Raw genomic sequence first — 25171 nt, 5'->3', positions numbered from 1 at the left:
CATACACTCTCCGATTCCACGCTCTTGGACGTGGTAGCGCTACCATGGTCGGCATGATATGCCTGTGTCAACGCTGTCGGTCAGACGGGACGGAAAGAGGATGCCGGATGCTGAAATGGTTGGGATGGATCACACTGGTCGGCGCGCTATGGGCCGCGCCGGCGCGGGCCGAGGATGGCTATGATCTGTGGCTGCGGTACCGGCCGTTGCCGGCGCCGCAGGCAGGGGCAATCGCCGAGCGTGCCGTCGCGGTGGTGCGCGACGAGCGCGATCCGACGATCGACCTAGCCGCGGCCGAACTGGAGCGCGGGCTGTCGGGCCTGACCGGTCGGACTGTTGCCGCCGGCCCGGTAACCGATGGCGCGATCGTGATCGGAACGGCGGCGTCGGCGCGGATCGCGGCGCTGCGGCTGCCGTTGCAGGGGCTGGGTCGCGAAGGGTTCGTGCTGCGGTCGGTCACGATCGATGGCAAGCGGGCGACTGTCGTCGCCGGGAACAGTCCGATCGGCGTGTTGTACGGGGCGTTCCGGCTGCTGCGAATCGCGCAGACCTCGGGCAGTCTTGCCGGGGTGTCGGTTAGGGATCGGCCGCGGGTTGGGATGCGGATGCTCAACCATTGGGACAATCTGGATCGCTATGTCGAGCGGGGCTATGCTGGGCGGTCGTTGTGGGATTGGCAGAAGCTGCCGGGGTTTTCGGACCCGCGCTACACCGATTATGCGCGCGCCAATGCGTCGGTCGGGATCAACGGCACGGTGCTGAACAACGTCAATGCCAGCGCCGATATCCTGAAGCCCGAATTCCTCGGCAAGATCGAGAAGCTGGCCAGCATCTTCCGCCCATGGGGCATCAAGGTCTATGTGTCGGCGCGGTTTTCGGCGCCAATCGAGATCGGGGGGCTGAAGACCGCCGACCCGCTCGACCCGCAGGTCGCGGCGTGGTGGAAGGCGAAGGCCGACGAAATCTATGCCCGCATTCCCGATTTCGGCGGGTTCCTGGTCAAGGCCAATTCGGAAGGGCAGCCGGGGCCGGGCGATTACAAGCGCAGCCATGCCGATGGCGCGAACATGCTGGCCCGTGCCGTCAAGCCGCACGGCGGGATCGTGATGTGGCGGGCGTTCGTCTATGCCAACGAAAAGCCCGAGGATCGGGTGCGGCAGGCCTATAGCGAGTTCGAACCGCTCGACGGAAAGTTCGCCGACAATGTGATCGTGCAGGTCAAAAACGGGCCGATCGATTTCCAGCCGCGCGAGCCGTTCCACCCACTGTTCGGGGCGATGCCGCACACGCCGCTGATGATGGAAGTGCAGATCACCAAGGAATATATGGGGTTCGCCACGCACCTCGTCTATCTCGGCACGATGTGGCAGGAGGTGTTGCGCAGCGATACCTATCGCCCGCGCAAGGGCACGACCGTCGCCGATGTGCTCGACACGCCGGTACGTCCCGGTGCGCTGACCGGAATGGCGGGGGTGTCAAACATCGGCACCGACCGCAACTGGTCGGGATCACAGTTCGATCAGGCGAACTGGTATGCGTTCGGGCGGCTGGCGTGGAACCCCGATGGCGACGCCCGGGAGATCGCGCACGACTGGGCAGCGATGACGTGGGGGCAGGCAGCGGCGGAACCGATCGTGGCGATGATGATGCGATCGCACGAGGCGGTCGTCGATTACATGATGCCGCTGGGGCTCAATCACCTGTTCGCGACCGGACATCATTACGGGCCGGGGCCGTGGGTCGACGATCTGGCGCGCGAGGACTGGAACCCGGTCTATTTCCACAAGGCGGACCGGAACGGCATCGGGTTCGATCGGACGCCGTCGGGCAGCAATGCGGCTGCACAATATGCGCCGGTGCTGGCCAAAAAGTTCAGCGACCCCAAAGCGGTGCCCGAGAACCTGCTGCTATGGTTCCATCATGTGTCGTGGGACCGGCGGATGGCGTCGGGGCGGACGTTGTGGGAGGAACTGGTCGCACATTACGACCGGGGCGTGGCCGAGGTCGCGGTGATGCAGGCGCAATGGGCAGCGATGCAGGGACAGGTCGATGCCCAGCGCTTTGCCGAGGTCAGCCAGTTCCTGGCGATCCAGCGGCAGGAGGCGCAGTGGTGGCGTGATGCGTGCATCGCATACTTTGCCGAGGTGTCGGGCCGTCCGATTCCGGGCGGGGTGACACCGCCGCCGCATCCGGCGAGCTATTACAAGGCGATACGGACGCCGTGGGCGCCGGGGAACGGGAAGTAATGGCAATGCCCCGCCCGGTTGGAAAAGCCGGGCGGGGCGCCGAAGTTCACTGAATTCACGCTCGCACGCAGGCTATGCGGAGTTGCGATTGGTTTTTAGAGCATAAGGACAGCAGTTAGAGCCGTGCCTGCTGAGTGGCGCTGGGCGATGTCGAAGACTTGTATCGAGGCATCCGCCACAGACGGTCCTTCGATACGCCATTTCGACAAGCTCAATGGCTACTCAGGACGAACGGATCGGGCGGATGGCGTCATAGCCTATGATGCCGTTTGCGGATTGCGTTCACCCTTACCATTTCGCCGATCTGCCGCTCCGTCCGTCTTCCGCCGGGAGATAGACTCGGATCAGTAGCGGCGGAGAAGGCCGGCGAGCTTGCCCTGTACGCGGACCTGTTCGGGGCGATAGCGTTGCGGGTTGTAGCTGCGGTTGGCAGGGTCGAGGCGGATCATCGCCCCTTCGCGACGGAAATATTTTAGCGTCGCCTCGCTATCCTCGATCAGTGCCACGACGATCTCACCGTCGCGGGCGGTCTCGGTCCGGCGGACCAGCGCATAGTCGCCATCGAGAATGCCTGCCTCGACCATCGAATCCCCGGCGACTTCGAGCGCATAGTGATCGCCGGCACCGAGCAATGCCGCGGGGACGGGGAGCGTCGCCTGTCCCTCGATCGCCTCGATCGGAACACCGGCGGCGATGCGGCCGTGCAGCGGCAGTTCGATGACGTCGTTCGCCGGCTGGGGCATAGGGCGCGGGGCCGCGGCAGGTTTCGCCGGTGCCTTCTTCGCAACCGGCCGCTCGGGCATCCGCAACACTTCTAGCGCGCGGGCGCGGTTGGGCAGGCGGCGGATGAATTCGCGTTCCTCCAGCGCCGAGATCAGGCGGTGGACGCCCGACTTGGACTTGAGATCGAGCGCTTCCTTCATCTCCTCGAACGAAGGCGATACGCCGGTCGCGCGCAACCGGTCGTCGATGAAGCAGATCAGCTCGTGCTGCTTACGGGTCAGCATGGGGTCCTCCGTCGGAACAGACGTGGAACCAATAGGAAACGATTTGCTTGCCGTCAAGCGAGTTGCAGGATTTCCGCCGAGTCGCCCGTATCGGCCGCCGGGGCGTGCGGCGGACGGACGATCAGGCAGTCAGAACGCGCCAGCGTCCGCAACATCGAGCTGTCCTGGATGGCGGCGGTCGATGCCTGTCCGTCGACCAGAGTCGCGCGCAGATAGTCCTGTCGTGGTCCGTTGGCCGGTAGCGGATGGGCGAGTGTCGCGCGAACGGTGCGGGGCAGCGGATCGGTCGCGCCGGCAAGGCGTGCGACCAACGGGCGGACGAACAGCAAGGCGGTAATGTAGGACGAGACGGGATTGCCAGGCAGGCCGAGCACGGCGGCGTCGCGCAGCGTTCCCGCGAGCATCGGCTTGCCCGGGCGGAGCGCGATCCGCCAGAAATCGAGCGTTCCACCCGCCGCCGCCAGCGCAGGGCGGACCAGATCGTGATCGCCGACCGAGGCGCCGCCGGTGGTGACCAGCAGGTCGCAATCGACCCCGGTAAAGGCATCGATCAGCGCGTCCATCCGGTCGGGCAGGATGCCGAGATCGATGCGATCGACCGGCAGGTCGCCAAGCAGCCCGGCGAGCATCAACCCGTTGGTTTCAGGCAGTTGGTCGTCGCGGATCGCTTGCCCGGCCGGGACCAGTTCGTCGCCGGTCGCGGCGATGGCGACGCGGACACGGCGGCCGACCTCTAGCGTGCCGTGGCCGGCAATCGCCGCCAGCGCGGCGCGGGCCGGGGTGATGCGCTCACCGGCGGCAATCAGCAGTTCGCCCTCGCGGAAATCGAGACCGGCGCGGCGGACATTGCCGCCGCGGACCGGGCCTTCGCCGGACAATTGCAGACGGTCGCCATCGCGGGTCGCTTCCTCCTGCACCAGCACGCAATCGGTGCCGGTCGGCATCGCCGCGCCGGTGAAGATGCGGGTCGCCTCGCTTTCCCCGACCGTGCCGGGGAAGGCGGCACCGGCGGCGCTTTCGCCGATGACCTGCCATGGGCCGGGCAGGTCGTCGAAGCGGATCGCATAGCCATCCATCGCTGAGAGCGGGCGCGCGGGCTGGGTGCGACGGGCGACGACGTCGGCGGCGGCGAAGCGGCCGATCGCGTCGGCGATCGGCAGGGTTTCTGCCAGTGGTGCGCGGCCGAGCGCGAGGACGCGGGTCTGGGCTTCGGCGACGGGGAGGAGGGACATGGGTCGGGCCTATTCGGTACGGGACATGATCGACGGTAGAATGCGGGTCACCGAGGATCGATCAATCCGGCAGGGTCATTCCTGCTAAGATGGGACTTTCACAAAAGTCCACGCCCATCCCCGGCGCCCGCCGTACCCCGGCGGAGGGCAGGGCCAAGCAAAACAGACGCTTGCTCCTTTGGCTCTGGGTCCCCGCCTTCGCGAGGACACGCGGGGGCGAACATTCGCACTGGGTTATCCCTCGCCGGAATAACGATCGCAAGGCGCGGGGCCGATCACCCCCGCGCCCAGTCGCCCGACTTGCCGCCCTGTTTCTCTAGCAGGCAGACGCCCTCAATCACCATCGTCTTGTCGATCGCCTTGGCCATGTCATAGATGGTGAGCAATGCGGCGGAAGCTGCTGTCAATGCTTCCATTTCAACGCCGGTCTTGCCTTCGGTCGCGGCGATCGCGCCGACACGGATCGCGTCGTCCTCGAACGCGAAGTCAATCGATGCTTTCGTCAGCGGGAGAGGGTGGCAGAGCGGGATCAGGTCGCTGGTGCGCTTGGCGGCCATGATGCCGGCGACGCGGGCGACGGCGAGCACGTCGCCCTTCTTGACCAGGCCGTCGTGGATCGCGGCAAGGGCTTCGGCCGACATAGTGATGCGGCCGGTGGCAACCGCGATGCGCTGGGTCACTGCCTTGCCGCCGACATCGACCATATGTGCGCTGCCATCGGCGTCGAGATGGGTGAGGCTCATCCGATCATCCCCCGCGTCGCCGCCTCGACATCGTGATGCCGCATCAGCGCTTCGCCGATCAGGAAGCAGCGGACACCGTGTTCGGCCATCGCGTCGAGATCGGCGCGAGTGCTGAGGCCGCTTTCGGCGACGAAGGTGCAGCCGGCCGGGGCATGGCCGACCAGTTCGTAGGTCCGGTCAAAGCTGACCGAGAAGTTCTTGAGATTACGGTTGTTCACCCCGATCAGGCGCGAGCGGAGTTGGAGCGCGCGGTCTAGTTCGGCGCGGTCGTGGACCTCGACCAGCACGTCCATGCCGCGTTCGATCGCTGCCGCCTCGATCTCCACCATCTGTGCGTCGGACAGGGCGGCGACGATGATGAGGATCGCGTCGGCGCCGAGTGCGCGGGCCTCGGCGATCTGCCACGGATCGACGTTGAAGTCCTTGCGCAGCACCGGCAGGTCGCATGCGGCGCGGGCGGCGACCAGATAGTCGTCGGCACCCTGGAAATAGTCGATATCGGTCAGCACCGACAGGCACGCGGCACCGCCCGCCTGATAGGCGCGGGCATGGGCGGGGGGATCGAAATCGGGGCGGATCAGGCCCTTGGACGGGCTGGCCTTCTTGATCTCGGCGATCAGCGCGTGGCCGGGCTGGGCATCGAGCGCGGCCCGGAAGCCGCGCGGGGCGCTGCGTTCGGACGCGCGGGCGTCGAGATCGGCGATGCTCGCGTGAGCGCTGCGCTCGGCGACCTCGGCGCGCTTGGTGGCGAGGATGGTGTCGAGCATCGTCATGCGTAGGCGATCCATTGGTCGAGCAGCCGGTCAGCCGCGCCGGAATCGATGGTGTCGGCGGCACGCTCCGCCCCGTCGCGCAGGTCGGTGGCGGCGTCGGCGATGAGGAGGGCGGCGGCGGCGTTGAGCAGCACCGCGTCACGGTACGGGCTGCGCTCGCCCTTGAGCAGCGCACGCAGGGCGGCGGCGTTGTGCGCCGCGTCGCCGCCGCGGATCGCGCTGATCGGATGGCGGGGCAGGCCGGCGTCCTCGGGCATGATGCGGTCGGCCATGGTCATGCCGACGGGCACGACGATGGTCGGGCCGGCCCCGGAGATCTCGTCGAGCCCTTCCTCCCCCGACACGATCAGCGCGGTTTCGGCGCCCAGCAGCTCCATCGCCTCGGCATAGACGGTCGCATAGTCGGGGCGGGCGATGCCGATCAGTTGGCGGGTGGTGCGTGCCGGATTGGCGAGAGGGCCCATCAGGTTGAAGATGGTGCGGCGGCCGATGCGCCGGCGGATCGGGGTGATGCGACGCATCGCCGGATGGTGGTTGGCGGCGAAGAGGAACGCGATGCCGATATCGTGCAGGCTCGATTCGGCCATTGCTCCGGCTACGCCCATGTCGAGGCCGAGTGCCTCGAGCGTGTCGGCGGCGCCCGCCTTGCTGCTGGCGGCGCGGTTGCCGTGCTTGGCGACCGGCACGCCCGAGGCGGCGACGACGAGGCTGACGGCGGTCGAGACGTTGAGCGTGTGGTGCCCGTCGCCACCGGTGCCGCAGACGTCGATGGCCCCTGGCACCGGCGCGATCGGGATCATCCGCGCCCGCAGTGCGCGCGCCGCCTCGGCGATCTCGATGCTGGTCTCGCCACGGATCGCGAGGTCGGTCAGGAAGGTGCCGATGGCATCATCGCCGACCGTGCCGTCGAGGATCGCGGCAAAGGCTTCGGCGGCGCTCTCATGGCTGAGCGGGGTCGACGGATCGGGGAGCAGGGTGGTGACGGTCATGCCGGCATCGTCGCGGGCAGCCCCGCGTCCTTCAGGAAGTTGGCGAGCATGGCATGGCCATGTTCGGTGGCGATGCTTTCGGGGTGGAACTGCACGCCGTGGATCGGCAGGTCGCGGTGGCGAAAGCCCATCACGCTGCCGTCCGACGCGGTGGCATTGACGGCAAGGCTGTCGGGAATGTCGGTGACGATCAGCGAGTGATAGCGGGTGGCGGTGAAGGGCGAGGGCAGCCCTTCGAACAGGCCGGTGCCGTCATGCTCGATCGGCGAGGTCTTGCCGTGCATCAACCCGCCGCGCACGACCTTTCCGCCGAAATGCTGGCCGATCGCCTGATGCCCCAGACAGACGCCGAGCAGCGGGCGCTGGGTTTCGGCGCAGGCGGCGACGAGGTCGAGCGAGATGCCCGCCTCGGTCGGGGTGCAGGGGCCGGGCGAGATCAGGAAGCCCTGCGCATTGCTGGCGATTGCCTGTGTGGCGGTCATCGCGTCGTTGCGTTCGACGCGGACCTCGACGCCCAGCTCCATCAGGTAATGGACGAGGTTCCAGGTGAAGCTGTCGTAATTGTCGATGACGAGGATCATGGCACCGCCATAGCGTTCTGTGTCGCGCGTGCAACGTCCCGAAATCGTCGCGCGTTCACCCCCGGCTAATCCACGACGGCCTTCATGGTGGCGAGCGAGGAGAGTTGCGATGGCGCGTTGGGTATTGGCGGGACTGGCTTTGGCGATCGCGGGGCCGGCAATCGCGCAGGATGCGCCGGCCGATCCGCCGCAACGGGTGCGCAACGCGACCGTCTATGGCGACGAACAATGTCCCAAGCCCGATAGCGACGACGAGATCGTGGTGTGCGCGCGGCTGAACGAGAACGAACGCTATCGAATCCCGAAGCGCTTCCGCGATCCGCCGTCGCAGCGATCGGCCGATGCGAGCTGGGCGCAGCGCGCCGACGTCGCGATGGAGGCGGCGCGGGCGACGCGACCCAACAGCTGTTCGGTGATCGGCACCGGCGGGCAGACCGGCTGTACCCAGGCGATGCTGCGGCAATGGTTCGCCGAGCGGCGCCAGCAACAGGCGGCCGAGCGCGATATTCCCTGATCCGTCAGGCGGCGTCGGTGAGCGCCGCCGGTGCCCGATGCCGGCGGACGCCGCCGCCGTCGCGCTTTGCGGCATAGAGCGCGGCGTCGGCATGGTTGCGAAGGTGCGCCACCGTTTCGGCGTCCTCCGGGAAACAGGCATAGCCCAGGCTCACCCCCAGTTCGATCCGCTCGCCGCCATCGATCCGGTAGCTGCGTCCCGAGACCGCGCGCGCGACCCGTTCGGCCAGATCGTGAACCCGGGCGGGTGACTGGTCGGGCACGGCGAGCATGAATTCGTCGCCGCCGAGACGCACGATCAGCGCGGCCGCCCCGGCAACTTCGCGCAATCGATCCGCGACCGTGACCAGCACCGCATCACCAGCGGCATGGCCGTGACGGTCGTTGACGGGCTTGAACCGGTCGAGGTCGAGGCACAGCAGCGCCAGCGACCGGTCGGTACCTGTGGTCAGAAGCGCCAGCCGCTCGTCGAGGCCGTAGCGGTTGGCAAGGCCGGTCAGCGCATCATGACCGGCGAGGAAGCGGCTATGTTCGGCGGCGTTGAACGAAGCGGCGGTGATCGTCGTGAAATTGCGCAACAGGACGCGCACGCTGGCGAACAGGGGCAGGCAGAGCGGGAGCAGCATCCACAGCAGCGGCTGACCGGCGAACAGGATGCCGATCTTGAAGGGAATGTCGCACAGCATGACGAGCAGGACCGCAAGACGCGGCGCGGCGTGATGGCGCGCGCAGATCGGCGCGACCAGGCCGAGGATGAACGCCGTCGCGATGACGATCATCGCCAGATTGCCGGTCAGGGCGATGGCGAAGGCTGTGATCCCCTGCAGCGTGCACCAACCGAGGGTCAGCAGGACCGAACGATCGACGGTCGGCAGCGTCCCGGCGCGATAATGACGCTCGCTTCGCTGAATCGCGCGCAGGCGGAGCAGCATCAGCGCGATCTCGATCGCAGCAAACACCGCGAATTGCGGCGATCCGGTGTGCAGCGCCGCGCCGATGGCAATCACGATGCCCGACAGCGCCCCGGCCAGCACGACGCCGGGCGCCGCCAGCAACGAACCGAGCAGGATTGGACGTGTCTCGGCAGGAATGTCGGTCGTGGGATCGACGAGCCAGGCGAGCATCGAGCTATTGCTCAACCGCGCCCTTCGCTGATGATCCATGACGCCGGCCCCGTACGATACGTTGGAGACCGGGCGTTTAGCACGTCGCTACTTCGGATCCGTTAACGCGCGTCCGGTGCGGCGGCAGCGGTCGGAGCAATAGATGACGTTGTCCCAGTCGCGCGCCCATTTCTTGCGCCAGGCGAACGGACGCTCGCAGACCGCACAGTTTTTCGTCGGCAGATCGCGCTTCGCGACGCCCTGCGGCATCAGCGGGGCTGACGATTCAGAAAGGCCGCGACCCGTTCCAGATCGACCGAGCGGTCGAGATAGGTTGCACCGATGCCGCGCGCGAGGAGGAAGGGCAGTGTGCCACCCTCGCGCTTCTTGTCATGCAGCATATGCGCGACCAGTGCCTCGCCCGACGCGGCGATGCCGGCAGCGGCGAGGCCGTCGGGCAGGCCGGCGGCGCGCAGATGCTGGGCGACGCGGTCGGCATCTTCTTGCGCACACAGCCCCTGTTCGGCGGAGTAGGCGAAGGCCAGCGCCATGCCGGCCGCGACGCCCTCGCCATGGAGCAGCGATCCGTCGAACCCGGCCTCGGCCTCCAGCGCATGGCCGAAAGTATGGCCGAGATTGAGCAACGCGCGGGTGCCGGTCGTCTCGCGTTCGTCGGCGCCGACGATCCGCGCCTTGGCAGAAACCGAACGGGCGATGGCATGGGCGCGGGCAGCGGGGTCGCCGGCCAACAGCGCCGTGCCGTTCGTTTCGCACCATGCGAAGAAGTCGGGATCGTCGATCAGCCCGTACTTGACGACCTCGGCATAGCCGGCGCGGACTTCGCGCGGCGGCAGCGTGTCGAGGGTGGTCGGGTCGATCAGAACCAGCGCCGGCTGGAGGAAGGCGCCGACGAGGTTCTTGCCGGCGCGGGTGTTGATCCCGGTCTTGCCGCCGACCGACGAATCGACCTGTGCGAGCAACGTCGTCGGCACCTGTACGAAGCCGCAGCCGCGCTTCAGGATCGCAGCAGCGAAGCCGACAAGATCGCCGATCACCCCGCCGCCGAGCGCAACGATATGGTCCCCGCGCTCGACGCCCAGCGCCAGCAGCGAATCGAGCAGGCGTTCGAGCGTCGCCCAGCTTTTCGAGCCTTCGCCGGCCGGAATCTCGATCGCTTCGCTCGGCACGCCTGCTGCCGACAGCGACCCGCGCAGCGTGGCGAGGTGCATCGGCACATTGGCATCAGCGACGATCACCATCCGCCGTCCGCGGGCGATGGGGGCAAGGTGGTCGCCGGCGCGCGCCAGCACGCCGTCCTCGATCACGATGTCGTAGCTGCGCTCGCCCAAGGGCACGGGAATGACGGTCATTGGCCGATGGCTTTCAGGATCGCGGTAACGGTGGCGTCGTGCGGCGCGTGCTGGCTGACGACATGGATCGGCGCAAGCGCATAGACGGGATTGCGGACGCGGGCGAGTTCGGTCAGCACCTTGCGTGGATCCTTGCCGCGCAGCAGCGGGCGCGTGTCGCGGCGGCGGACGCGCTCGGCCAGCACCTCGGGCGAGGCGTCGAGCCAGATCGCGAGCGACTGGTCGAGGATCAGCGCGCGCGTCTCCTCCTGCATGAATGCGCCGCCGCCGGTCGCGATGACCTTTGGCATGCCGTCGATCAGGCGGGCGATAACGCGGCGTTCGCCATCGCGGAAATGCGCCTCGCCGAAGCGTTCGAAGATTTCCGAGATGGTCATGCCCGCGGCATGTTCGATCTCGTGATCGGCATCGACGAAATCGAGCTTCATGCGCTGGGCCAGCCGCCGGCCGACCGTGGATTTGCCGACGCCCATCAACCCGACCAGGACGATCGGGCGTCCGGTCCAGGGCGGCGGCGGTTGAGGGATGGATTCTTGAATTTGCAGCATCGAACGATGGGCTATACAGCCGCCCAGCCGATCGGGCAAAAGGCGCTTCGCCTTCTTCTGTCCGAACCAAATTACCGGGACGATCTGATCCATGTCGCGTTCGCTTGTCATCCTTCTCGTCGTCGTGGTCGCGCTGATCGCGGGCATGTTCCTGCTGGCGGGACGTTCGACCGAGCAGCAGCCGACCCAGATCGAAAAGGCGGTCTCGCTTGAAAATCTCGCCAACTGACCGGTTGCGGATCGGGGTCGCCGCCGCGGCGCTGATCGCGATCGCAGTACCGGCTACGGGTCAGGACGTGCCCGAATCGCTGTTGCCGCCGGGGTTCGGCGATGCGCCAGCCCCGACGCCGACGCCGCGACCCAGTGCGTCGGCGGTGCCGGGCGGGCCGAATCTCGCACCGCCCGCCGCGATCGTCCAGCCGATCCCGGGACTGCCCGGCGCGACGCCGACGCCCACGCCGACCCCGTCGGCATCGACGGTGCCGATCGATGCCGAGGCGCTGCGCCAATATGAGCTGCCGGATTTCGCCCGCCGATCGCTGACCAATATCGGTATCGCCGGACAGGGCAGCGATTTCGCGCGCGATGCGTTCGGCGGGACCGACGGTCCGTGGCTGGAGCGGATCATGCGCTCGCTCGACGCGCCGGTCGCCTCGCGCTGGGTCTCGATCGCGCTGCGCCGGGCGCTGGTCGCCGATATCGACACTCCGGGCGATGTCGATGGCGCGGATTTTGCCGCCGAGCGCGCATGGCTGTTGGTGCGGATGGGCGAGGGGCCGGCGGCGCGGGCGCTGGTTCAGTCGGTCGATCTCGATAACTATACCCCCAAACTCTATCAAATCGCGATGCAGGCGCTGCTGGCGACCGGCGATCCGGGCGGCATGTGCCCGCTTGTCGCATCGGCAATGCGGGTGTCGAACGAACGCGGATGGCGGCTGGCCAATGCCGTCTGCCTCGGCCTGAAGGGCGAGGCACGCGAGGCGGGGCGGATCGTCGACCAGGCACGGCGTCAGGCGCCGGGCGGCGGTGCAATCGACGTGGCGCTCGCCGAAAAGTTGGTCGGCAAGGGCGCGCAGGGCAGGCGGGCGGCGACGATCGAATGGGACGGCGTCGACCGGCTGACCGCATGGCGATATGGCATGGCCGCCGCCAGTGCGACGCCGGTGCCGGCGGAACTGTTCGATGGGGTCGGGCCGCAGGTCCGCTACTGGCACGCGACCGCGCCGCAATTCGCCCCCAATGTCCGGTTGGGCGATGGCGAGTTCGCGGCGGCGCAGGGCGTGTTGTCGAGCGAGGCGCTGGTCGACCTGTATGCGCAGTTGCTGGCGGATGAGGATGCGAGCAGTGCGCAGACCGCGCTGGCGAGCGACCTGCGGACGGCCTTTACCGGCAATGACGATCAGCGCCTGACGATGCTGCGTCAGTTCTGGGAACCGGCGGCGACCACGCCGCTCGGCCATGCGCGGCGGGTGCTGACCGCGCGGGCGGCAGCGATGATCGCGCCGGTCGCCGATCATGTCGGCGATGCCGATCAGCTGATCGCGTCGATGCTGACGGCGGGACTGGACCTGCCGGCGCTGCGCTGGGGGTCGGTGGTGCCGGTCGGCAGCGACGGCTGGGCGATGCTGGCGCTGGCCGATCCGATGGGGCGGTCGGTGCCGGTCGGCGCGGTATCGGACTATGCCGGGCAGCATGCACGCAAGGGGCAGTTGCTGTTCGCCGGGCTGGCGGGCCTTGGCCGGTTGCCGCAGGATCAGGTGCAGGGGTTGGCCCGCGACCTGAACGTCGCGATCGGCGCGCGCAATGCGTGGACCGATGCGATCGACCGGTCGGGCGTGCGGGGGGAAGCCGGCACGGTGCTGCTGCTGGCGGCTTGCGGAATGCAGACCCGCGACTGGCGCGGCGTGTCGCCGGTGGCGCTGTTCCACATCGTCGCGGCGCTGCGCGCGGCCGGGCGCGAGGGCGAGGCGCGGATGATCGCCGCCGAGGCGATCGCGCGGACGTGAGCGGCATCGGCGGCGATCGGGCGCTGATCGACCGTTTCCTTGAAATGATGTCGGCGGAGGCGGGGGCGGCGCGCAACACCGTCGCCGCCTATCGCACCGATCTGTCGCTGGCGTCCGAGGCACTGGGCGGGCGGCTGGCCGAGGCGGATGCTGCGGCGATCGGGCGGCTGGCCGATGGCTGGGGCGATCTCGCCAAGTCGACCGTCGCGCGCAAGGCGGCGGCGCTGCGGCGGTTCTTTGCGTTCCTAGCCGATGAAGGGCTGCGCGCCGACGACCCGGGTAGTGCGCTGCCCCGGCCGGGCACGTCGCGCCCGCTGCCCAAGACGCTGTCGAGCAGCGATATCAGCGCGATGTTCGCCGCGATCGAGGCGCGGATGCAGCGGGTGCCGCCCGATCGCAACGACCTGCGGCTGTCGGCCTTGTTCGAGCTGCTCTATGGATCGGGGCTGCGCGCGACCGAGCTGGTGTCGTTGCCGCGCGGGGCGATCGTGTCGGATCGCCCCTATCTGATCCTGAAGGGCAAGGGCGGGCGCGAGCGGATGGTGCCCCTGTCGGACCGGGCGCGCGCCGCCGTCGTCCGCTGGCGCGCGCATGTGCCGGCGGGCAGTCCGTGGCTGTTCCCGTCGGGCGGCAAGCATCTCAGCCGGATGCGGCTGTACCAGATCGTGCGCGCGCTGGCCGGGGAGGCGGGGATCGCGCCCGACCGGATCAGCCCGCACGTACTGCGCCACGCCTTTGCCACGCACCTGTTGGAGGGGGGTGCGGACCTGCGCGCGTTGCAGGCGATGCTGGGCCATGCCGATATTGCCACGACCGAAATCTACACCCATGTCGATGCGTCGCGGCTGGTGCGGCTGGTCAACGAGCGGCACCCCCTGATTGACGCCGGGCGGACACGGCCATAGGGCGCGGACCCATGGCAAGCTTCCTTGATTTCGAAAAACCCATCGCCGAATTGCAGGCGCGGATCGACGAACTGCGCGATACCGCCGCCGATGGCGAGCTCGACATCGCGACCGAGATCGGCCGGTTGCAGACCAAGTCCGACCGCCTGCTGCGCGAAACCTATGCCAAGCTGACCCCGTGGCAGAAGACGCAGGTCGCCCGCCATCCCGAGCGGCCGCACTTCAAGCACTATGTCGCCTCGCTGGTCGAGGATTTCATGCCGCTGGGCGGGGACCGCGCCTTTGCCGACGATTCGGCGATCCTCGGCGGGATCGGGCGGTTCCGCGGGCGCAAGGTGGTGGTCATCGGACATGAGAAGGGCGACGATACCGCCAGCCGCCTCCGCCACAATTTCGGCATGGGCAAGCCGGAGGGCTATCGCAAGGCGATCCGGCTGATGCAGCTCGCCGACCGGTTCGCGCTGCCGGTGGTGACGCTGGTCGATACCTCGGGCGCGTTTCCGGGCATCCAGGCCGAGGAGCGCGGCCAGGCAGAGGCGATCGCCCGCTCGACCGAGGCGGCGCTGAACCTCGGCGTGCCGATGGTGTCGGCGATCCTCGGCGAGGGCGGATCGGGTGGTGCGATCGCGCTGGCGGCGGGCAATATCGTGCTGATGATGGAGCACGCGGTCTATTCGGTGATCTCGCCAGAAGGCTGTGCGTCGATCCTGTGGCGTACCGCCGACAAGGCACCCGAAGCGGCCGAGGCGATGCGGGTGACCGCGCAGGACCTGAAGTCGCTGGGCGTCATCGACCGGATCGTCGCCGAACCGCTGGGCGCGGCACACCGCGACAATGGCGCGGCGATCGCGGCGCTGGGCGATGCGATCGACACGGCGCTGGGCGAACTGTCGGGCATGGAGGCCGCATCGCTGCGTCAGGCGCGGCGGCAGAAGTTCCTGAAGATGGGCCGGCTGTAACGGACATGAAAAGGGCGGCGGAACCGAAGTCCCGCCGCCCATTTGCATTCGGTGATCGCAAAGATCAGCCGCCGGCCTTCGTCGCGGCCATCTGGCCCGAAACGTTGTTGAAGGTCTTGCTGAGCTGGTTGCCCAGACCCTGCATGGCGGTGATGGCGGCAACGGCGATCAGCGCGGCGATCAGGCCGTATTCGATCGCGGTCGCGCCCTTGCTGTTCTTCAGGAAGGTGCGAATCTTCTGCATATCGGTCTCCGTGGTTCTGCGTGCTTCAATTTTCCCGGCCGTTCGGACGATGCCCGGTCAGCACGCGAAGTGTACGAAGAACTCGGTTGATAAAGTTTTAAGCAGGACGGTTACCGACGATATTTTAATGGTTAACCAACGCGGCTGTGCTGGATGACGTTGGTCGCGACGCCGTTCCAGATGCCGCCATTGATGTCGCCCAGCCCGGCGATGGCGGCGGCGATCGCAATCGCGACCATGGCGAGGATCAGGCCGTATTCGATGGCCGTCGCCCCGCGCCGGTCCCGCCGGAGACCGCGCAACGGGCGCAGAGTGCAACGCATGGACCATCTACTCCGCTATGATCGATCCGGTCCTTATGGCAGGCGAGGTTAAGAAATTGTCGATTCCGACATCCGACTTTCTGATGGTAACCGCCGCGGCGATGATCGACGGCGACGGTCGCGTGCTGGTGCAGCAACGCCCGCCGGGGACGGCGATGGCCGGCCTGTGGGAATTTCCCGGCGGCAAGATCGAACCCGGCGAAACGCCCGAGGCGGCACTGGTCCGCGAGCTGGACGAGGAACTGGGGATCGTCGTCGATCACAGCTGCCTTGCGCCCGCTGCCTTTGCCAGCGAGGCGCTGGGCGAACGGCATTTGCTGCTGCTGCTCTACGCCCTGCGCAAATGGCAGGGGATACCGGTCGCGCGCCACGCGACCGCGCTGCAGTGGCTGCGGCCGGTGCAGTTGCACGCGCTTGCCATGCCGCCCGCCGATCGGCCGCTGATCGGGCTGCTCGAAGCGCTCATCTAGGGCGCAGCGTCTCGGCGAGCGACGCGGTGGCGCTCCCGCGGCGGGCCGGTTGTGGCTGGCTCGGGGCAGGGGCCCAGCCGGTCAGGTAGATGACCTCGAACTGTTCGGCGGTGCGGCCATCGGCATCGGCGCGATCGGCGAAGGCGTCGGCCGCCGCGATCAGGGTGGTGCGTCCCAGCGGCGCCGGTTCGAGCAGCCCGTTCGCACCCATTCCGCGCAGATCCTCGACCAGACGGCCGATCCCGGCATAGCGCACGGTCAGCGTTTCCGAATCGGCGACCGGCAGCGCGAAGCCGGCGCGGACCAGCAGGTCGCCGGCCGATCGCAGGTCGATCTGCGGATGGACGCGCGCCGCCGGACGGTCGGGTTCGGCGGCGAGCAGCGACTGGCGCAGCGTCGCGAGCGTCCGTCCGCCGGTGAAGGCAGCAAGGAACAGGCCGTCGGGGCGCAGCGTCCGCCGGACCAGCGTCAGCGCGCCGGGCAGGTCGTTGACGCTGTCGAGCACGTTGACCGACACCACCAGATCGAACGCACCATCGGCGAATGGCAGCCGGTCCTCGTCACCCTGCACTCCGCTCGCCGCCTGCGCAAAGGCAAACCCAGGATCGAAGCGGGCGATGCGCGCGCCAGATGGGGGCGTGAAGGCCGAGTCGTGGCAGCCGAGGTCGAGCACGTCGCTGAACTGCCGGGTCACCGCCTGCAACCGGTCCTCGATCCCCTCCAGCATGTAGCGGTGCAGGAAATCGGCGTGGGCGAAGCGGGGCTGGGCGCGGTCGCGGTGCAGGCGGCGGCGCTGGCGATCGAAGATGTCGGGGGCGGTCACGCGCCCGCTTGTGCCGGGTGGCGCGCATGGCGACAAGGGGGCGATGCTGCTCGCCCGCGCCCCCGTCGCCCTGCTTGCTCGACTGGTCGCGCTGGCATTGCCGCCGCGCTGCCCGGGATGCGGGACAGTAGTCGATGCGGATCACCGGTTCTGCGCAGGCTGCTGGTCGGGTTTGCGGTTTCTGGGCGATCCGGCCTGTGCCGGTTGCGGCGCGCCGTTCGGGTTCGATCGGGGCGGGGGCACGCGGTGCGGCGCCTGCCTGTCGCGACCACCGGTCCATGATGGGGTGCGGGCCGCCGTCGCCTATGGCCCGGTCGCGCGCGACGTGGCGCTGAAGCTGAAATATGGCGGGCGGCTGGCGCTGGCGCGGACGATGGCGCGGCTGATGCAGCGGCACATGCCCGGCGACGCGACGCTGATCGTGCCGGTGCCGCTGCATCGCCGCCGGCTTTGGACGCGTGGGTATAATCAGGCGCTGCTGATCGGTGCCGAACTGGCGCGGGCGTCGAACGTGCCGATCGCGCGCGACGTGCTGCGCCGGACCCGCGCGACGCCGCCGCTGAAGGGCATGGACGGGCGGCGGCGGGCGCGTGCGGTGCGCGGGGCGTTCGTCGTCACCGATGCGGCGCGGGTAGCTGGCCGGTCGGTCGTGCTGGTCGACGATGTTCATACCAGCGGCGCGACCGTCGCCGCCTGTACCCGGGTGCTGCGCGCGGCAGGCGCTACGCGGGTCATGGTCTTGTGCTGGGCACGCGTCGTCGGGGTGGACGATTGACAAGCCCGGCCGGCGGACACACCTCATCCCCCATGGCTGACATCATCATCTATACCAAGGCGTTCTGCCCCTATTGCACCCGCGCCAAGCGGCTGCTCGACGAAAAGGGCGCCGTCTATGACGAGATCGACATCACGCTCGGCGGACCGAAGCGGCAGGAGATGCTGGCGCGTTCGAACGGTCGGACGACGGTGCCACAGATTTTCATCGGCGACACCCATGTCGGCGGATCGGACGATCTGGCGGCGCTGGAGCGGGCGGGCAAGCTGGACGCGCTTCTAGCGTGACTCGCATCGCGCTGTTGCAGATGACGGCGGGCATCGATCTGCAGGCCAATGCGGCGGTGCTTGTGGATGCGGTCGACCGCGCGGCGGCCGGTGGGGCGGCGATGTTGTTCACGCCCGAAATGTCGGGCCTGATCGATCGCGACCGTGAACGCGCCGCGGCATCGATCGTCGCCGAAGACGCCGACCCGGTGCTGCGGTCGGTGTGCGAGGCGGCGGCGCGGGCCGGCATCTGGGTGCATCTGGGCTCGCTAGCGGTGCGGCGCGCGGACGGGCGACTCGCCAATCGCGGCTATGTGATCGACGGGACCGGCGCTGTCCGGGCGCGCTATGACAAGCTGCACCTGTTCGATGTGACGTTGCCGACGGGTGAAAGCTGGCGCGAATCGGCCAGCTACGCGCCGGGTGATTCGGCGAGCGTCGTGGCGACGCCGGCCGGGCGGTTGGGGCTGGCGATCTGCTACGACCTGCGCTTTCCCGACCTGTTTCGGGCGCTGAGCGATGCCGGTGCGACGATGCTGGCAGTGCCTGCGGCCTTTACGGTGCCGACCGGCGAGGCGCATTGGCACGTGCTGCTCCGGGCGCGCGCGATCGAGAGCGGCGCGTTCGTCGTCGCCGCCGCGCAGGCCGGGCAGCATGCCGATGGGCGCACGACCTACGGGCATTCGCTGGTCGTCGATCCGTGGGGCACGGTGCTGCTCGATATGGGCGAGACGGCCGGGCTGGGCTTTGCCGAGATCGATATGAGCCAGGTTGATGCGGTGCGCACGCGTATTCCCGTGCTCGACCATCGCCGGGCGATCCCGCCGATCGGCACCGTCGCATGATCGTGTTCGACCTGCGCTGTAGCCAAGCGCATGTGTTCGAGGCGTGGTTCGCCTCCAGCGATGCCTATGCCGAACAGCGCAAGCAGGGGCTGATCCAGTGCCCGATCTGCGGCGATGCGACGGTCGAGAAGGCGGTGATGGCACCGAACATCGCGCCGAAGGGCGATCGCCCGGCGGGACCCGCGCCGGAGGTGGTGAAGGCGGCGCTGCACGCGCTGGCGCAGGCACAGCAGGCGGCGCTCGCGAACAGCGAATGGGTCGGCACCGCCTTTGCCGATCGCGCGCGGGCGATGCATGTCGGCGACGCCGAACCGGCGACGATCCATGGTCAGGCGACGCGGGCCGAGGCGAAGGCGCTGGTCGAGGAGGGCGTGGCCGTGGCTCCGCTGCTGTTGCCGGTGGTGCCGCCCGAGCGGGCGAATTAGCGCAGGTCGGTAGGAAACTGGTGGCCTCGGAGGGACTCGAACCCCCGACGCCCGCTTTAGGAAAGCGGCGCTCTGTCCAGCTGAGCTACGAGGCCATCGACGCGCTGTAGAATGCCGCCGCGCGCGACGCAACGGCGGCGATCAGCTGCCGCATTCCCAGTTACCGTCGCGGTAGATGCGCTCGCCCCCGTCGGCGGTGCGCATGGTCAGCGTCGCTGGCCAGGCTTGCGTCAAATCGCTTGCCTGCACCGGATTGCCGGGCTGGCGGACAACGGTGAACGATACCCCGTCGCCGGCAAGGATCGCCCCGCCCTGTATAGCCTCGCGTCCCGGCGTGGCGGCGGTGATCCGGCGAAGGCGCTTGTCGTACTTGACCAACCCGTCGCCTTCGTCACGGACCATCAGCAGCGTCGGCGCCCCAGCACCGGCATGGAAGGCGCAGCCGGAGCCCAGCAGATTCTTGTCCTTGAAATCGTCATGGACCATTGGTTGCAGGTCCGACGCCGCATGCGGTGGCGGCGACGTCGGCACGCCCCGCGTTGATGCCACCGCCCCGTTGGCGGCTGGATCGACTCCGCCTAGCGAGCCGACCGGCATAGCGGCTTGCGTCGCATTGGCGTCGGCAGGCAGATCGGCCGAGCAGGCGGCGAGGGCGAACGGGACCAGGAGGGTGAGCGGGCGGATCATCGTCCGAAAACGTCGCGGAGTTGCCGCCGTTCCGTCAGCCGCGCCCCATCAGCGCCAGCACTTCCTTGCGGCTACGTTCGTCGTCGCGGAACACGCCCATCATGCGGCTGGTCGTCATCGTGACGCCGGGCGTACGCACCCCGCGCGAGGTCATGCAGCCATGCGTCGCCTCGATCACCACCGCGACGCCGCGCGGCTGTAGCCCGTTCCAGATGCAGTCGGCGACTTCGGCGGTCAGCCGCTCCTGCACCTGCAGCCGCCGGGCATAGCCGTGCAGGACGCGCGCCAGTTTCGAAATGCCGACGACATGGTCCTTGGGCAGATAGGCGATATGCGCCTTGCCGACGATCGGGGCCATGTGGTGTTCGCAGTGCGACTGGAACGGAATGTCGCGCAACAGGACGATCTCGTCATAGCCGCCGACTTCCTCGAACACCCGTTCGAGATGGCGGGCGGGATCGTCGGCATAGCCCTGCGTATATTCCTTCCATGCGCGGGCGACACGCAGGGGGGTTTCGACCAGCCCTTCGCGGCCCGGATCCTCTCCGGTCCAGCGGATCAGGGTGCGGATCGCCTCGACCACGTCATCGGGCACCGGAATTTTCGGCGACGACGTCACCAAGTCGCCGGTGCCGGCATCGTCATTCGCGTCACACATCGTCGTGGTCCATTCCCGATCTTCGAACTTGTTCGCTACTGCCGCAAGGCTGCCCTGCATCGGCGTGACTGTGGCTTCCATACCCGTTCGCCGATAAATACGCGGCCACGATGCAGGTTGCCCGTTGACGCGGGATAGATGCTCCGTCACCAAATGCCAACTGCATTAGCCGGACGATATCGGCAGCGCGGATGAGGGGATGTCATGACGAAGTTCCAACTGCTGGCTGCAACCGCACTCTCGATGGTCGCCGGGGCCACCCCGACGATCGCCCAGACGACGACTCCGCCGACCGCATCCGCCGCCGTCCAGTCCGAGGGGACCGCGACGACCGACGACGACTGGGGCAACGAGATCATCGTCACCGCCAACCGCCGCGCCGAGCCGATCCAGGACGTGCCGATCGCAGTGACCGCGGTGAATGCGCAGTTGCTCGACGATGCCGGGGTGCGCGATATCCGTGGCCTCGAACAGCTCGCCCCCTCGCTTCAGACCACGACCGGCCAGTCGTCGGCGACCGCGACGTCGCTGTCGATTCGCGGGGTCGGCACGGCTGGCGACAATCCGGGCTTCGAACCGGCGGTCGGGGTGTTCATCGACGGCGTGTTCCGCGCGCGTGCCGGCATCGCGATTGCCGAGCTGCCCGAGGTCGAGCGGGTCGAGGTGCTGCGCGGTCCGCAGGGCACATTGTTCGGTCGCAATACCTCGGCCGGGGCGCTGTCGATCACCACGGCGATGCCGAAGTTCGATCTGGGCGGCTATGTCGAGGGCGAATATGGCAACTACAACGCCTATGAACTGAAGGGCGCGCTGACCGGACCGGTGTCCGAACAACTGGCGCTGCGCATCGACGGCGGCTGGCGGCAGCGTGACGGCTATATCGACGACGTCAATTCCGACCGCGCGTTCAACGATATCAATCGCTGGTATGTGCGCGGACAGGCGCTGTACGACACGTCGGCGTTCAGCTTCCGGTTGATCGGCGACTACTACAAGACCGACGAACAATGCTGCGGCGTGGTCAGCAGCACGCGCGGCGCGACCGCCCCGGCGATCCAGGCGATCGCCGCGCAGCAGGGTCGCACCGGCATCTATACCGGTCCGCCGTCCGACCGGCGCATGGCGGCGTCGCCCAACCGCGACTATGGCGAGGCGGTGCGTGACTGGGGCGTGTCGGGTGAGATCAACGGCGATGTCGGCGAGATGAAGCTGACCTCGATCAGCGCCTATCGCGATTTCCGCGTGCTGCGGAACCAGGACATCGACTATTCCGGGATCGATCGCGCCTATCGCGACGGATACCGATCCTCGCTGCGCAACATCACGCAGGAGCTGCGGTTGCAGGGGCAGTTGTTCGACGGGAAGCTCGATTTCCTCGTCGGCGGCTTTTACCTCAACGAACAGCTGAAGCTGCGCGATACGGTGCGGCTCGGTAACGACGCCAATCGCTATGTCGATACGCTGCTGGCGGGCGTGTTGGGCCAGCCGGCTTCGGCGGGCGGGATCGGTCGGGCGGCACAATTCTATGGCAGTTTCAACGTGCCGACCTTTACGCAGTTGGTGACGGCGCTGCGTGGCGGGCCAGCGCTGCCGGCAGGGACGGTGCCGCTGTTCTCGCAGCTCCTCTATGCGCAGAGCCCACAGTTGCAGGCGGCCGCGCCTCCCGGTTCGGCGCTGTTCACCTATCTGAACACGCCGCTGACCCCGAACGTCGCGGGGCAGGGCAACAATAATGACGATTTCCAGGTCGATACCAACGCCTTCGCGCTGTTCAGCCACAATATCGTCAGCATCACCGACCAACTGTCGCTGACGCTCGGCCTGCGCTACAATTACGAGCTCAAGGAACTGGCGGCGACGGTCAACAGCAATCCGGCAGCGTGCGGCTTCTTCCTCGGCAACGATCCGCGTGCGGTGACCTATCGCAACGCGATCCGCGCGGCGAGCCCGGCGTTGTTCCAGAACCTGTTCCTGCTCAGCTGCAACCCGGCGGTGTCGAGCGAATTCAACGGCAATTACAACCATGACCGGTCGGAAAGCCGCCTGACCGGCACCGCCAAGCTCGCGTACAAGTTCACGCCCGATATCCTCGGCTATGCGAGCTACGATCGCGGTTTCAAATCGGGCGGCTACAATCTCGACCAGGCGAGCTTCGACACGCGGGTCCTGGGCGGCGACGGCGCGCAGGCGACCGATCTGGAATTCGGCGCGGAGACGGTCGACAGCTACGAACTGGGCTTCAAGACCAGCGTCACCCGGCAATTCTCGTTCAACGCCGCCTTCTTCTATCAGAAGTTCAAGGGGCTGCAGTCGCTGATCTTTGCCGGCAACAGCTTCGTCGTGCAGAATGTGCCTGAATCGACTGCCAAGGGCGTCGAGCTTGAATCGCTGATCCAGCCGATCCGCGAACTGAGCTTCCGCTTCGGCTACACGCTGCTCGATGCGTCCTATGATGCCGACAATGATTTCAGCGGCACCCCGCTTCAGAACCAGCAGGGTCGCCAGTTCCTGAACCAGCCGCGCAACGTCGTGACGGTGGCGGCGACGTGGCAGCCGCGCCTGACCAGCACGCTCAACGCGTTGTTCCATGTCGACATGCGCTATAACAGCGACGTGTCGATCGTCCGCGACGGGACGGGCACGACGACGGTCGGCAATGACGGCTATCCGCTACTGAACGGCAAGATCGGCATCGCGACCGACGATCGCCGCAAGCAGCTGGAGTTCTTCGTCGAGAATATCACCAACCAATATTACAACATTTCGGGCTTCGCGATCCCCGAACAGACCGGGACCTATGGCGTCTATCCGGCGATGCCGCGCTTCTATGGCGTGCGCGCCCGGTTCGGTTTCTGACGTCGCGGCAGGCGGTATACGCTGGTTCGCGGGGGGATTTCGTGGAATCGTTGGTGCGGTTTGTCGCTTTTCCCCCGCGACAACCGCATCGTAACCTTGCATAACCGTGGGCCTGCCGTGCCCACGGGGTGCGGCCCTGCAGGGGGATAGGAGGAATAATATGGCCAAGGAAACCACGACGACCGGCGGCGCCCGGGGCGGAATCGCGAAGCCGGTGACGCCGTCGGCCGATCTGGCGAAGATCACCGGATCCGACCCGCTGCCCCGCAGCGAAGTCGTCAGCAAGATGTGGGAATATATCAAGAAGCACGACCTTCAGAACCCGAAGGACAAGCGCGAGATTCTTGCCGATGAAACGCTGGAAAAGCTGTTCGGCAAGAAGTCGTGCTCGATGTTCGAGATGAACAAGCTGCTCAGCGCTCACATGAAGTAACGACGTCCGGCGCCCGCGCGGCGTCGCCGTTACGAACCGAACGCCGTCCGGCTGATGCCGGGCGGCGTTTTTGGTTTCGTAACAATTGGTTGCTGGTTCGAAATTCGGAACGCGACATGGCAGCAATCGGTTATGTACGTATCGGACAAAAGTCCGATTTGGGTCACCGGCCAACATAGGCCGGAACCATCCGCGGAAGGACAAGGAGAACCGGAATGACGTTCGGAATGGTCGGGCTGTTGCTGAGTGCAATGGTGGCCGCGCCGGATAGCGGCATGGAACATAGTGTCCGCATCGACCACCGCAGCGGCGTGGTGGAGTCGCAATATCGCGCCGATGTGCGCATCACCCACAAGCAGGTCGGCACGGTCGGTGCCGGCGGTCGCCCTTCGACGCTGCGCTGCCTGTGGCAGGCGGGGCTGGTCGTCGACCGGCAGGCGCGGCACGCTTCGGGGTCGACCATGGCGCGATCCTTCGCACATGACGGCGTCGTCGAGGGCAGCCGCCCTGGCTGGTGCAGTGCCCAGCGCAGTTCGATCGCACAGGAGGTCGCCGCCCGGCAGCCCGAGTTGCGCGAGCGGCTGGTCCGGTTGGCGCAGGACGATCATGACGTGCTGCATGCCGAGATCGACCGGTTGCACGGAACGACCCAGGCCGGATGATCGGCCGGATCGTGTTGAGCGCGGCGTCGCTGCTACCTGTAGCTGCGGCGCATGCGCAGTCCCTGCCATCGGCGGGGGTCGAGGCGACGATCGATGAACGACGCCGCGGGCTTAGCTGGAGCGAAGGACGGGCGTCGGCGTCGGGCGATGTTGCCGTCACGCTAGGCGCGATGGAACTCGACGCGCGGGTCGCGGCGTTGCGCGGATCGGTGCGGCATGACGGTGCGGATGCGGTCGCCGATCTGGGCGCGGCGTTCGTGACCGGGGTCGGCCCGTTCCAGCTTCGCGCGCGGGCGATCGGCCATGTCTTTGCCGGGGCCGGAAGCGCGATGGACTATGGCGAGATCGGCGGGGACGCCCGCTACACGCTGGGGCCGGTCGAGTTGACGGCGGGTGCGCTCTACGCCCCGCCGCAAGACGCGATCGGCGGCAGCAACCTGTATCTGTCGGGACTGGCTCTTGTCGGCATACCAGCGACGCCGTTCACGGTCGTCGGTGGGGTCGGGCGATCGTCCGGCACCGTCGACGATCCCGCGCGAGCCGGCCGGCTACGGCCCGGTGGCACCTATACCGATTGGCGGCTGGGCGTAGAGCACACGACCGGACCGCTGACGCTGGCGCTCGATTATGTCGGGACCGACCTAAATGCGGATCGACCGGCCCGCGCTATCGGGGATCGCGGCAACAGCGGCGACCGCGTGCTTGCGCGGGCACGGGTCACTTTCTGAC

The 25171-nt window shown here is 67.6% G+C and carries 30 protein-coding genes and 1 tRNA gene; 15 read left to right on the top strand and 16 right to left on the bottom strand.

The features are described 5' to 3' along the window. The first annotated feature begins 107 nt into the window (after nt 1–107). On the top strand, nt 108–2246 hold the full coding sequence (locus ACTHQV_RS10515; protein WP_440490145.1) for an alpha-glucuronidase family glycosyl hydrolase: 2139 nt from the start codon (nt 108–110) through the stop codon (nt 2244–2246). A gap of 344 nt (nt 2247–2590) precedes the next feature. Here the strand turns inward: ACTHQV_RS10515 and lexA are convergent, their stop codons facing one another. The 6 genes from lexA to ACTHQV_RS10485 all read right to left on the bottom strand — a co-directional run bounded on the left by lexA (nt 2591) and on the right by ACTHQV_RS10485 (nt 7571). Further along, nucleotides 2591–3253, bottom strand: a complete 663-nt coding sequence (gene lexA, locus ACTHQV_RS10510) for a transcriptional repressor LexA (protein ID WP_440490143.1) — start codon at nt 3251–3253, stop codon at nt 2591–2593. A gap of 53 nt (nt 3254–3306) precedes the next feature. Next, nucleotides 3307–4485: a molybdopterin molybdotransferase MoeA gene (locus ACTHQV_RS10505; protein ID WP_440490142.1), complete on the bottom strand. Its 1179-nt coding sequence runs from the start codon at nt 4483–4485 to the stop codon at nt 3307–3309. A 275-nt stretch (nt 4486–4760) separates the two neighbouring features. Next, complete coding sequence (moaC, locus tag ACTHQV_RS10500) at nt 4761–5228, bottom strand: cyclic pyranopterin monophosphate synthase MoaC (protein ID WP_440490141.1); 468 nt, start codon at nt 5226–5228, stop codon at nt 4761–4763. Next, nucleotides 5225–6001 carry an indole-3-glycerol phosphate synthase TrpC gene (gene trpC / locus ACTHQV_RS10495; protein ID WP_440490139.1) on the bottom strand — a complete coding sequence of 259 codons (777 nt, stop codon included), beginning with the start codon at nt 5999–6001 and terminating at the stop codon, nt 5225–5227. The genes moaC and trpC overlap by 4 nt, the downstream gene beginning before the upstream one ends. Next, on the bottom strand, nt 5998–6990 hold the full coding sequence (gene trpD, locus ACTHQV_RS10490; protein ID WP_440490137.1) for an anthranilate phosphoribosyltransferase: 993 nt from the start codon (nt 6988–6990) through the stop codon (nt 5998–6000). Before trpD ends, trpC begins: the two co-directional genes overlap by 4 nt. Continuing rightward, complete coding sequence (locus ACTHQV_RS10485; protein WP_440490136.1) at nt 6987–7571, bottom strand: anthranilate synthase component II; 585 nt, start codon at nt 7569–7571, stop codon at nt 6987–6989. The genes trpD and ACTHQV_RS10485 overlap by 4 nt, the downstream gene beginning before the upstream one ends. Nucleotides 7572–7680: 109 nt before the next feature. Between ACTHQV_RS10485 and ACTHQV_RS10480 the strand changes: the two genes are divergently transcribed. Then, nucleotides 7681–8085: a hypothetical protein gene (locus ACTHQV_RS10480; protein ID WP_440490134.1), complete on the top strand. Its 405-nt coding sequence runs from the start codon at nt 7681–7683 to the stop codon at nt 8083–8085. 4 nt (nt 8086–8089) lie between these two features. On the opposite strand, the gene ACTHQV_RS10475 is transcribed toward ACTHQV_RS10480, so the two are convergent. From ACTHQV_RS10475 to ACTHQV_RS10460, 4 genes are all read right to left on the bottom strand, one after another. Next, nucleotides 8090–9208, bottom strand: a complete 1119-nt coding sequence (locus ACTHQV_RS10475; RefSeq protein ID WP_440490132.1) for a diguanylate cyclase domain-containing protein — start codon at nt 9206–9208, stop codon at nt 8090–8092. Nucleotides 9209–9295: 87 nt separating this feature from the next. Then, the gene (locus ACTHQV_RS10470) at nt 9296–9457 is read right to left on the bottom strand and encodes a DUF2256 domain-containing protein (protein WP_440490130.1); all 162 of its coding nucleotides are present in this window, start codon (nt 9455–9457) and stop codon (nt 9296–9298) included. Continuing rightward, nucleotides 9457–10557 (bottom strand): 3-dehydroquinate synthase, encoded by a 1101-nt coding sequence (gene aroB, locus ACTHQV_RS10465; protein ID WP_440490128.1) that lies wholly within the window; start codon nt 10555–10557, stop codon nt 9457–9459. Before aroB ends, ACTHQV_RS10470 begins: the two co-directional genes overlap by 1 nt. Continuing rightward, nucleotides 10554–11105 carry a shikimate kinase gene (locus tag ACTHQV_RS10460; protein ID WP_440490127.1) on the bottom strand — a complete coding sequence of 184 codons (552 nt, stop codon included), beginning with the start codon at nt 11103–11105 and terminating at the stop codon, nt 10554–10556. The genes aroB and ACTHQV_RS10460 overlap by 4 nt, the downstream gene beginning before the upstream one ends. A 91-nt stretch (nt 11106–11196) precedes the next feature. On the opposite strand from ACTHQV_RS10460, the gene ACTHQV_RS10455 reads away from it, so the two are divergent. From ACTHQV_RS10455 to ACTHQV_RS10440, 4 genes are read left to right on the top strand one after another with little or no spacing between them, the layout of a single operon-like run. Next, a complete protein-coding gene (locus ACTHQV_RS10455) occupies nt 11197–11334 on the top strand; it encodes a hypothetical protein (RefSeq protein WP_200909539.1) in 138 nt (45 codons plus the stop codon). After that, entirely contained in the window at nt 11315–13111 is a 1797-nt protein-coding gene (locus tag ACTHQV_RS10450) for a hypothetical protein (RefSeq protein ID WP_440490126.1), read from the top strand. Before ACTHQV_RS10455 ends, ACTHQV_RS10450 begins: the two co-directional genes overlap by 20 nt. A 5-nt stretch (nt 13112–13116) precedes the next feature. Further along, a complete protein-coding gene (locus ACTHQV_RS10445; protein WP_440490406.1) occupies nt 13117–14016 on the top strand; it encodes a tyrosine-type recombinase/integrase in 900 nt (299 codons plus the stop codon). An 11-nt stretch (nt 14017–14027) separates the two neighbouring features. Further along, a complete protein-coding gene (locus ACTHQV_RS10440; protein ID WP_440490124.1) occupies nt 14028–14975 on the top strand; it encodes an acetyl-CoA carboxylase carboxyltransferase subunit alpha in 948 nt (315 codons plus the stop codon). A 64-nt stretch (nt 14976–15039) separates the two neighbouring features. Here the strand turns inward: ACTHQV_RS10440 and ACTHQV_RS10435 are convergent, their stop codons facing one another. Then, nucleotides 15040–15219, bottom strand: coding sequence for a Flp family type IVb pilin (locus tag ACTHQV_RS10435; RefSeq protein WP_242117625.1), 180 nt, complete (start codon nt 15217–15219; stop codon nt 15040–15042). Nucleotides 15220–15350: 131 nt separating this feature from the next. Beyond that, nucleotides 15351–15542: a Flp family type IVb pilin gene (locus ACTHQV_RS10430; RefSeq protein ID WP_440490122.1), complete on the bottom strand. Its 192-nt coding sequence runs from the start codon at nt 15540–15542 to the stop codon at nt 15351–15353. A gap of 35 nt (nt 15543–15577) precedes the next feature. Between ACTHQV_RS10430 and ACTHQV_RS10425 the strand changes: the two genes are divergently transcribed. Beyond that, a complete protein-coding gene (locus ACTHQV_RS10425; protein WP_440490404.1) occupies nt 15578–16012 on the top strand; it encodes a (deoxy)nucleoside triphosphate pyrophosphohydrolase in 435 nt (144 codons plus the stop codon). Here the strand turns inward: ACTHQV_RS10425 and ACTHQV_RS10420 are convergent. Then, on the bottom strand, nt 16005–16835 hold the full coding sequence (locus ACTHQV_RS10420) for a class I SAM-dependent methyltransferase (protein WP_440490121.1): 831 nt from the start codon (nt 16833–16835) through the stop codon (nt 16005–16007). The two genes, ACTHQV_RS10425 and ACTHQV_RS10420, sit on opposite strands and share 8 nt — an antisense overlap. A 43-nt stretch (nt 16836–16878) precedes the next feature. Here ACTHQV_RS10420 and ACTHQV_RS10415 point away from each other — a divergent pair, with 43 nt between their 5' ends. The 4 genes from ACTHQV_RS10415 to ACTHQV_RS10400 are packed head-to-tail and all read left to right on the top strand — an operon-like array spanning nt 16879 to nt 19146. Then, on the top strand, nt 16879–17610 hold the full coding sequence (locus ACTHQV_RS10415) for a double zinc ribbon domain-containing protein (RefSeq protein WP_440490403.1): 732 nt from the start codon (nt 16879–16881) through the stop codon (nt 17608–17610). A 32-nt stretch (nt 17611–17642) separates the two neighbouring features. Next, nucleotides 17643–17897: a glutaredoxin 3 gene (gene grxC, locus ACTHQV_RS10410; RefSeq protein WP_440490120.1), complete on the top strand. Its 255-nt coding sequence runs from the start codon at nt 17643–17645 to the stop codon at nt 17895–17897. Then, on the top strand, nt 17894–18721 hold the full coding sequence (locus tag ACTHQV_RS10405; protein ID WP_440490119.1) for a carbon-nitrogen hydrolase family protein: 828 nt from the start codon (nt 17894–17896) through the stop codon (nt 18719–18721). Before grxC ends, ACTHQV_RS10405 begins: the two co-directional genes overlap by 4 nt. Beyond that, nucleotides 18718–19146 (top strand): DUF1178 family protein, encoded by a 429-nt coding sequence (locus ACTHQV_RS10400; protein WP_440490117.1) that lies wholly within the window; start codon nt 18718–18720, stop codon nt 19144–19146. Before ACTHQV_RS10405 ends, ACTHQV_RS10400 begins: the two co-directional genes overlap by 4 nt. An 18-nt stretch (nt 19147–19164) precedes the next feature. Here the strand turns inward: ACTHQV_RS10400 and ACTHQV_RS10395 are convergent. The 3 genes from ACTHQV_RS10395 to folE all read right to left on the bottom strand — a co-directional run bounded on the left by ACTHQV_RS10395 (nt 19165) and on the right by folE (nt 20491). Continuing rightward, a tRNA-Arg gene (locus tag ACTHQV_RS10395) sits at nt 19165–19241 on the bottom strand. Between the two features lie 46 nt (nt 19242–19287). Then, entirely contained in the window at nt 19288–19833 is a 546-nt protein-coding gene (locus ACTHQV_RS10390) for a hypothetical protein (RefSeq protein WP_440490116.1), read from the bottom strand. Nucleotides 19834–19867: 34 nt separating this feature from the next. Further along, entirely contained in the window at nt 19868–20491 is a 624-nt protein-coding gene (gene folE, locus ACTHQV_RS10385) for a GTP cyclohydrolase I FolE (protein ID WP_440490402.1), read from the bottom strand. 204 nt (nt 20492–20695) lie between these two features. Here folE and ACTHQV_RS10380 point away from each other — a divergent pair, with 204 nt between their 5' ends. From ACTHQV_RS10380 to ACTHQV_RS10365, 4 genes are all read left to right on the top strand, one after another. Then, complete coding sequence (locus ACTHQV_RS10380) at nt 20696–23347, top strand: TonB-dependent receptor (RefSeq protein ID WP_440490114.1); 2652 nt, start codon at nt 20696–20698, stop codon at nt 23345–23347. A 160-nt stretch (nt 23348–23507) separates the two neighbouring features. Then, the gene (locus ACTHQV_RS10375) at nt 23508–23780 is read left to right on the top strand and encodes an SWIB/MDM2 domain-containing protein (RefSeq protein WP_055761337.1); all 273 of its coding nucleotides are present in this window, start codon (nt 23508–23510) and stop codon (nt 23778–23780) included. A 215-nt stretch (nt 23781–23995) separates the two neighbouring features. Beyond that, nucleotides 23996–24442: a hypothetical protein gene (locus ACTHQV_RS10370; RefSeq protein ID WP_440490112.1), complete on the top strand. Its 447-nt coding sequence runs from the start codon at nt 23996–23998 to the stop codon at nt 24440–24442. Continuing rightward, nucleotides 24439–25170 (top strand): TorF family putative porin, encoded by a 732-nt coding sequence (locus ACTHQV_RS10365; protein ID WP_440490111.1) that lies wholly within the window; start codon nt 24439–24441, stop codon nt 25168–25170. Before ACTHQV_RS10370 ends, ACTHQV_RS10365 begins: the two co-directional genes overlap by 4 nt. Nucleotide 25171: the final 1 nt, after the last annotated feature.

Origin of the sequence: Sphingomonas sp. SAFR-052 (assembly GCF_051965015.1) — a bacterium.
Taxonomy (GTDB): domain Bacteria; phylum Pseudomonadota; class Alphaproteobacteria; order Sphingomonadales; family Sphingomonadaceae; genus Sphingomonas.
This window is presented reverse-complemented; position numbering and strand designations above follow the sequence as displayed.

Excerpts from the sequence above, each read along its gene's own strand:
- ACTHQV_RS10515 (WP_440490145.1), top strand. The coding sequence starts at position 108 with ATGCTGAAATGGTTGGGATGGATCACACTGGTCGGCGCGCTATGGGCC.
- lexA (WP_440490143.1), bottom strand. The coding sequence starts at position 3,253 with ATGCTGACCCGTAAGCAGCACGAGCTGATCTGCTTCATCGACGACCGG.
- ACTHQV_RS10505 (WP_440490142.1), bottom strand. The coding sequence starts at position 4,485 with ATGTCCCTCCTCCCCGTCGCCGAAGCCCAGACCCGCGTCCTCGCGCTC.
- moaC (WP_440490141.1), bottom strand. The coding sequence starts at position 5,228 with ATGAGCCTCACCCATCTCGACGCCGATGGCAGCGCACATATGGTCGAT.
- trpC (WP_440490139.1), bottom strand. The coding sequence starts at position 6,001 with ATGACGATGCTCGACACCATCCTCGCCACCAAGCGCGCCGAGGTCGCC.
- trpD (WP_440490137.1), bottom strand. The coding sequence starts at position 6,990 with ATGACCGTCACCACCCTGCTCCCCGATCCGTCGACCCCGCTCAGCCAT.
- ACTHQV_RS10485 (WP_440490136.1), bottom strand. The coding sequence starts at position 7,571 with ATGATCCTCGTCATCGACAATTACGACAGCTTCACCTGGAACCTCGTC.
- ACTHQV_RS10480 (WP_440490134.1), top strand. The coding sequence starts at position 7,681 with ATGGCGCGTTGGGTATTGGCGGGACTGGCTTTGGCGATCGCGGGGCCG.
- ACTHQV_RS10475 (WP_440490132.1), bottom strand. The coding sequence starts at position 9,208 with ATGCTCGCCTGGCTCGTCGATCCCACGACCGACATTCCTGCCGAGACA.
- ACTHQV_RS10470 (WP_440490130.1), bottom strand. The coding sequence starts at position 9,457 with ATGCCGCAGGGCGTCGCGAAGCGCGATCTGCCGACGAAAAACTGTGCG.
- aroB (WP_440490128.1), bottom strand. The coding sequence starts at position 10,557 with ATGACCGTCATTCCCGTGCCCTTGGGCGAGCGCAGCTACGACATCGTG.
- ACTHQV_RS10460 (WP_440490127.1), bottom strand. The coding sequence starts at position 11,105 with ATGCTGCAAATTCAAGAATCCATCCCTCAACCGCCGCCGCCCTGGACC.
- ACTHQV_RS10455 (WP_200909539.1), top strand. The coding sequence starts at position 11,197 with ATGTCGCGTTCGCTTGTCATCCTTCTCGTCGTCGTGGTCGCGCTGATC.
- ACTHQV_RS10440 (WP_440490124.1), top strand. The coding sequence starts at position 14,028 with ATGGCAAGCTTCCTTGATTTCGAAAAACCCATCGCCGAATTGCAGGCG.
- ACTHQV_RS10435 (WP_242117625.1), bottom strand. The coding sequence starts at position 15,219 with ATGCAGAAGATTCGCACCTTCCTGAAGAACAGCAAGGGCGCGACCGCG.
- ACTHQV_RS10430 (WP_440490122.1), bottom strand. The coding sequence starts at position 15,542 with ATGCGTTGCACTCTGCGCCCGTTGCGCGGTCTCCGGCGGGACCGGCGC.
- ACTHQV_RS10425 (WP_440490404.1), top strand. The coding sequence starts at position 15,578 with ATGGCAGGCGAGGTTAAGAAATTGTCGATTCCGACATCCGACTTTCTG.
- ACTHQV_RS10415 (WP_440490403.1), top strand. The coding sequence starts at position 16,879 with ATGCTGCTCGCCCGCGCCCCCGTCGCCCTGCTTGCTCGACTGGTCGCG.
- grxC (WP_440490120.1), top strand. The coding sequence starts at position 17,643 with ATGGCTGACATCATCATCTATACCAAGGCGTTCTGCCCCTATTGCACC.
- ACTHQV_RS10400 (WP_440490117.1), top strand. The coding sequence starts at position 18,718 with ATGATCGTGTTCGACCTGCGCTGTAGCCAAGCGCATGTGTTCGAGGCG.
- ACTHQV_RS10390 (WP_440490116.1), bottom strand. The coding sequence starts at position 19,833 with ATGATCCGCCCGCTCACCCTCCTGGTCCCGTTCGCCCTCGCCGCCTGC.
- folE (WP_440490402.1), bottom strand. The coding sequence starts at position 20,491 with ATGTGTGACGCGAATGACGATGCCGGCACCGGCGACTTGGTGACGTCG.
- ACTHQV_RS10380 (WP_440490114.1), top strand. The coding sequence starts at position 20,696 with ATGACGAAGTTCCAACTGCTGGCTGCAACCGCACTCTCGATGGTCGCC.
- ACTHQV_RS10375 (WP_055761337.1), top strand. The coding sequence starts at position 23,508 with ATGGCCAAGGAAACCACGACGACCGGCGGCGCCCGGGGCGGAATCGCG.
- ACTHQV_RS10370 (WP_440490112.1), top strand. The coding sequence starts at position 23,996 with ATGACGTTCGGAATGGTCGGGCTGTTGCTGAGTGCAATGGTGGCCGCG.
- ACTHQV_RS10365 (WP_440490111.1), top strand. The coding sequence starts at position 24,439 with ATGATCGGCCGGATCGTGTTGAGCGCGGCGTCGCTGCTACCTGTAGCT.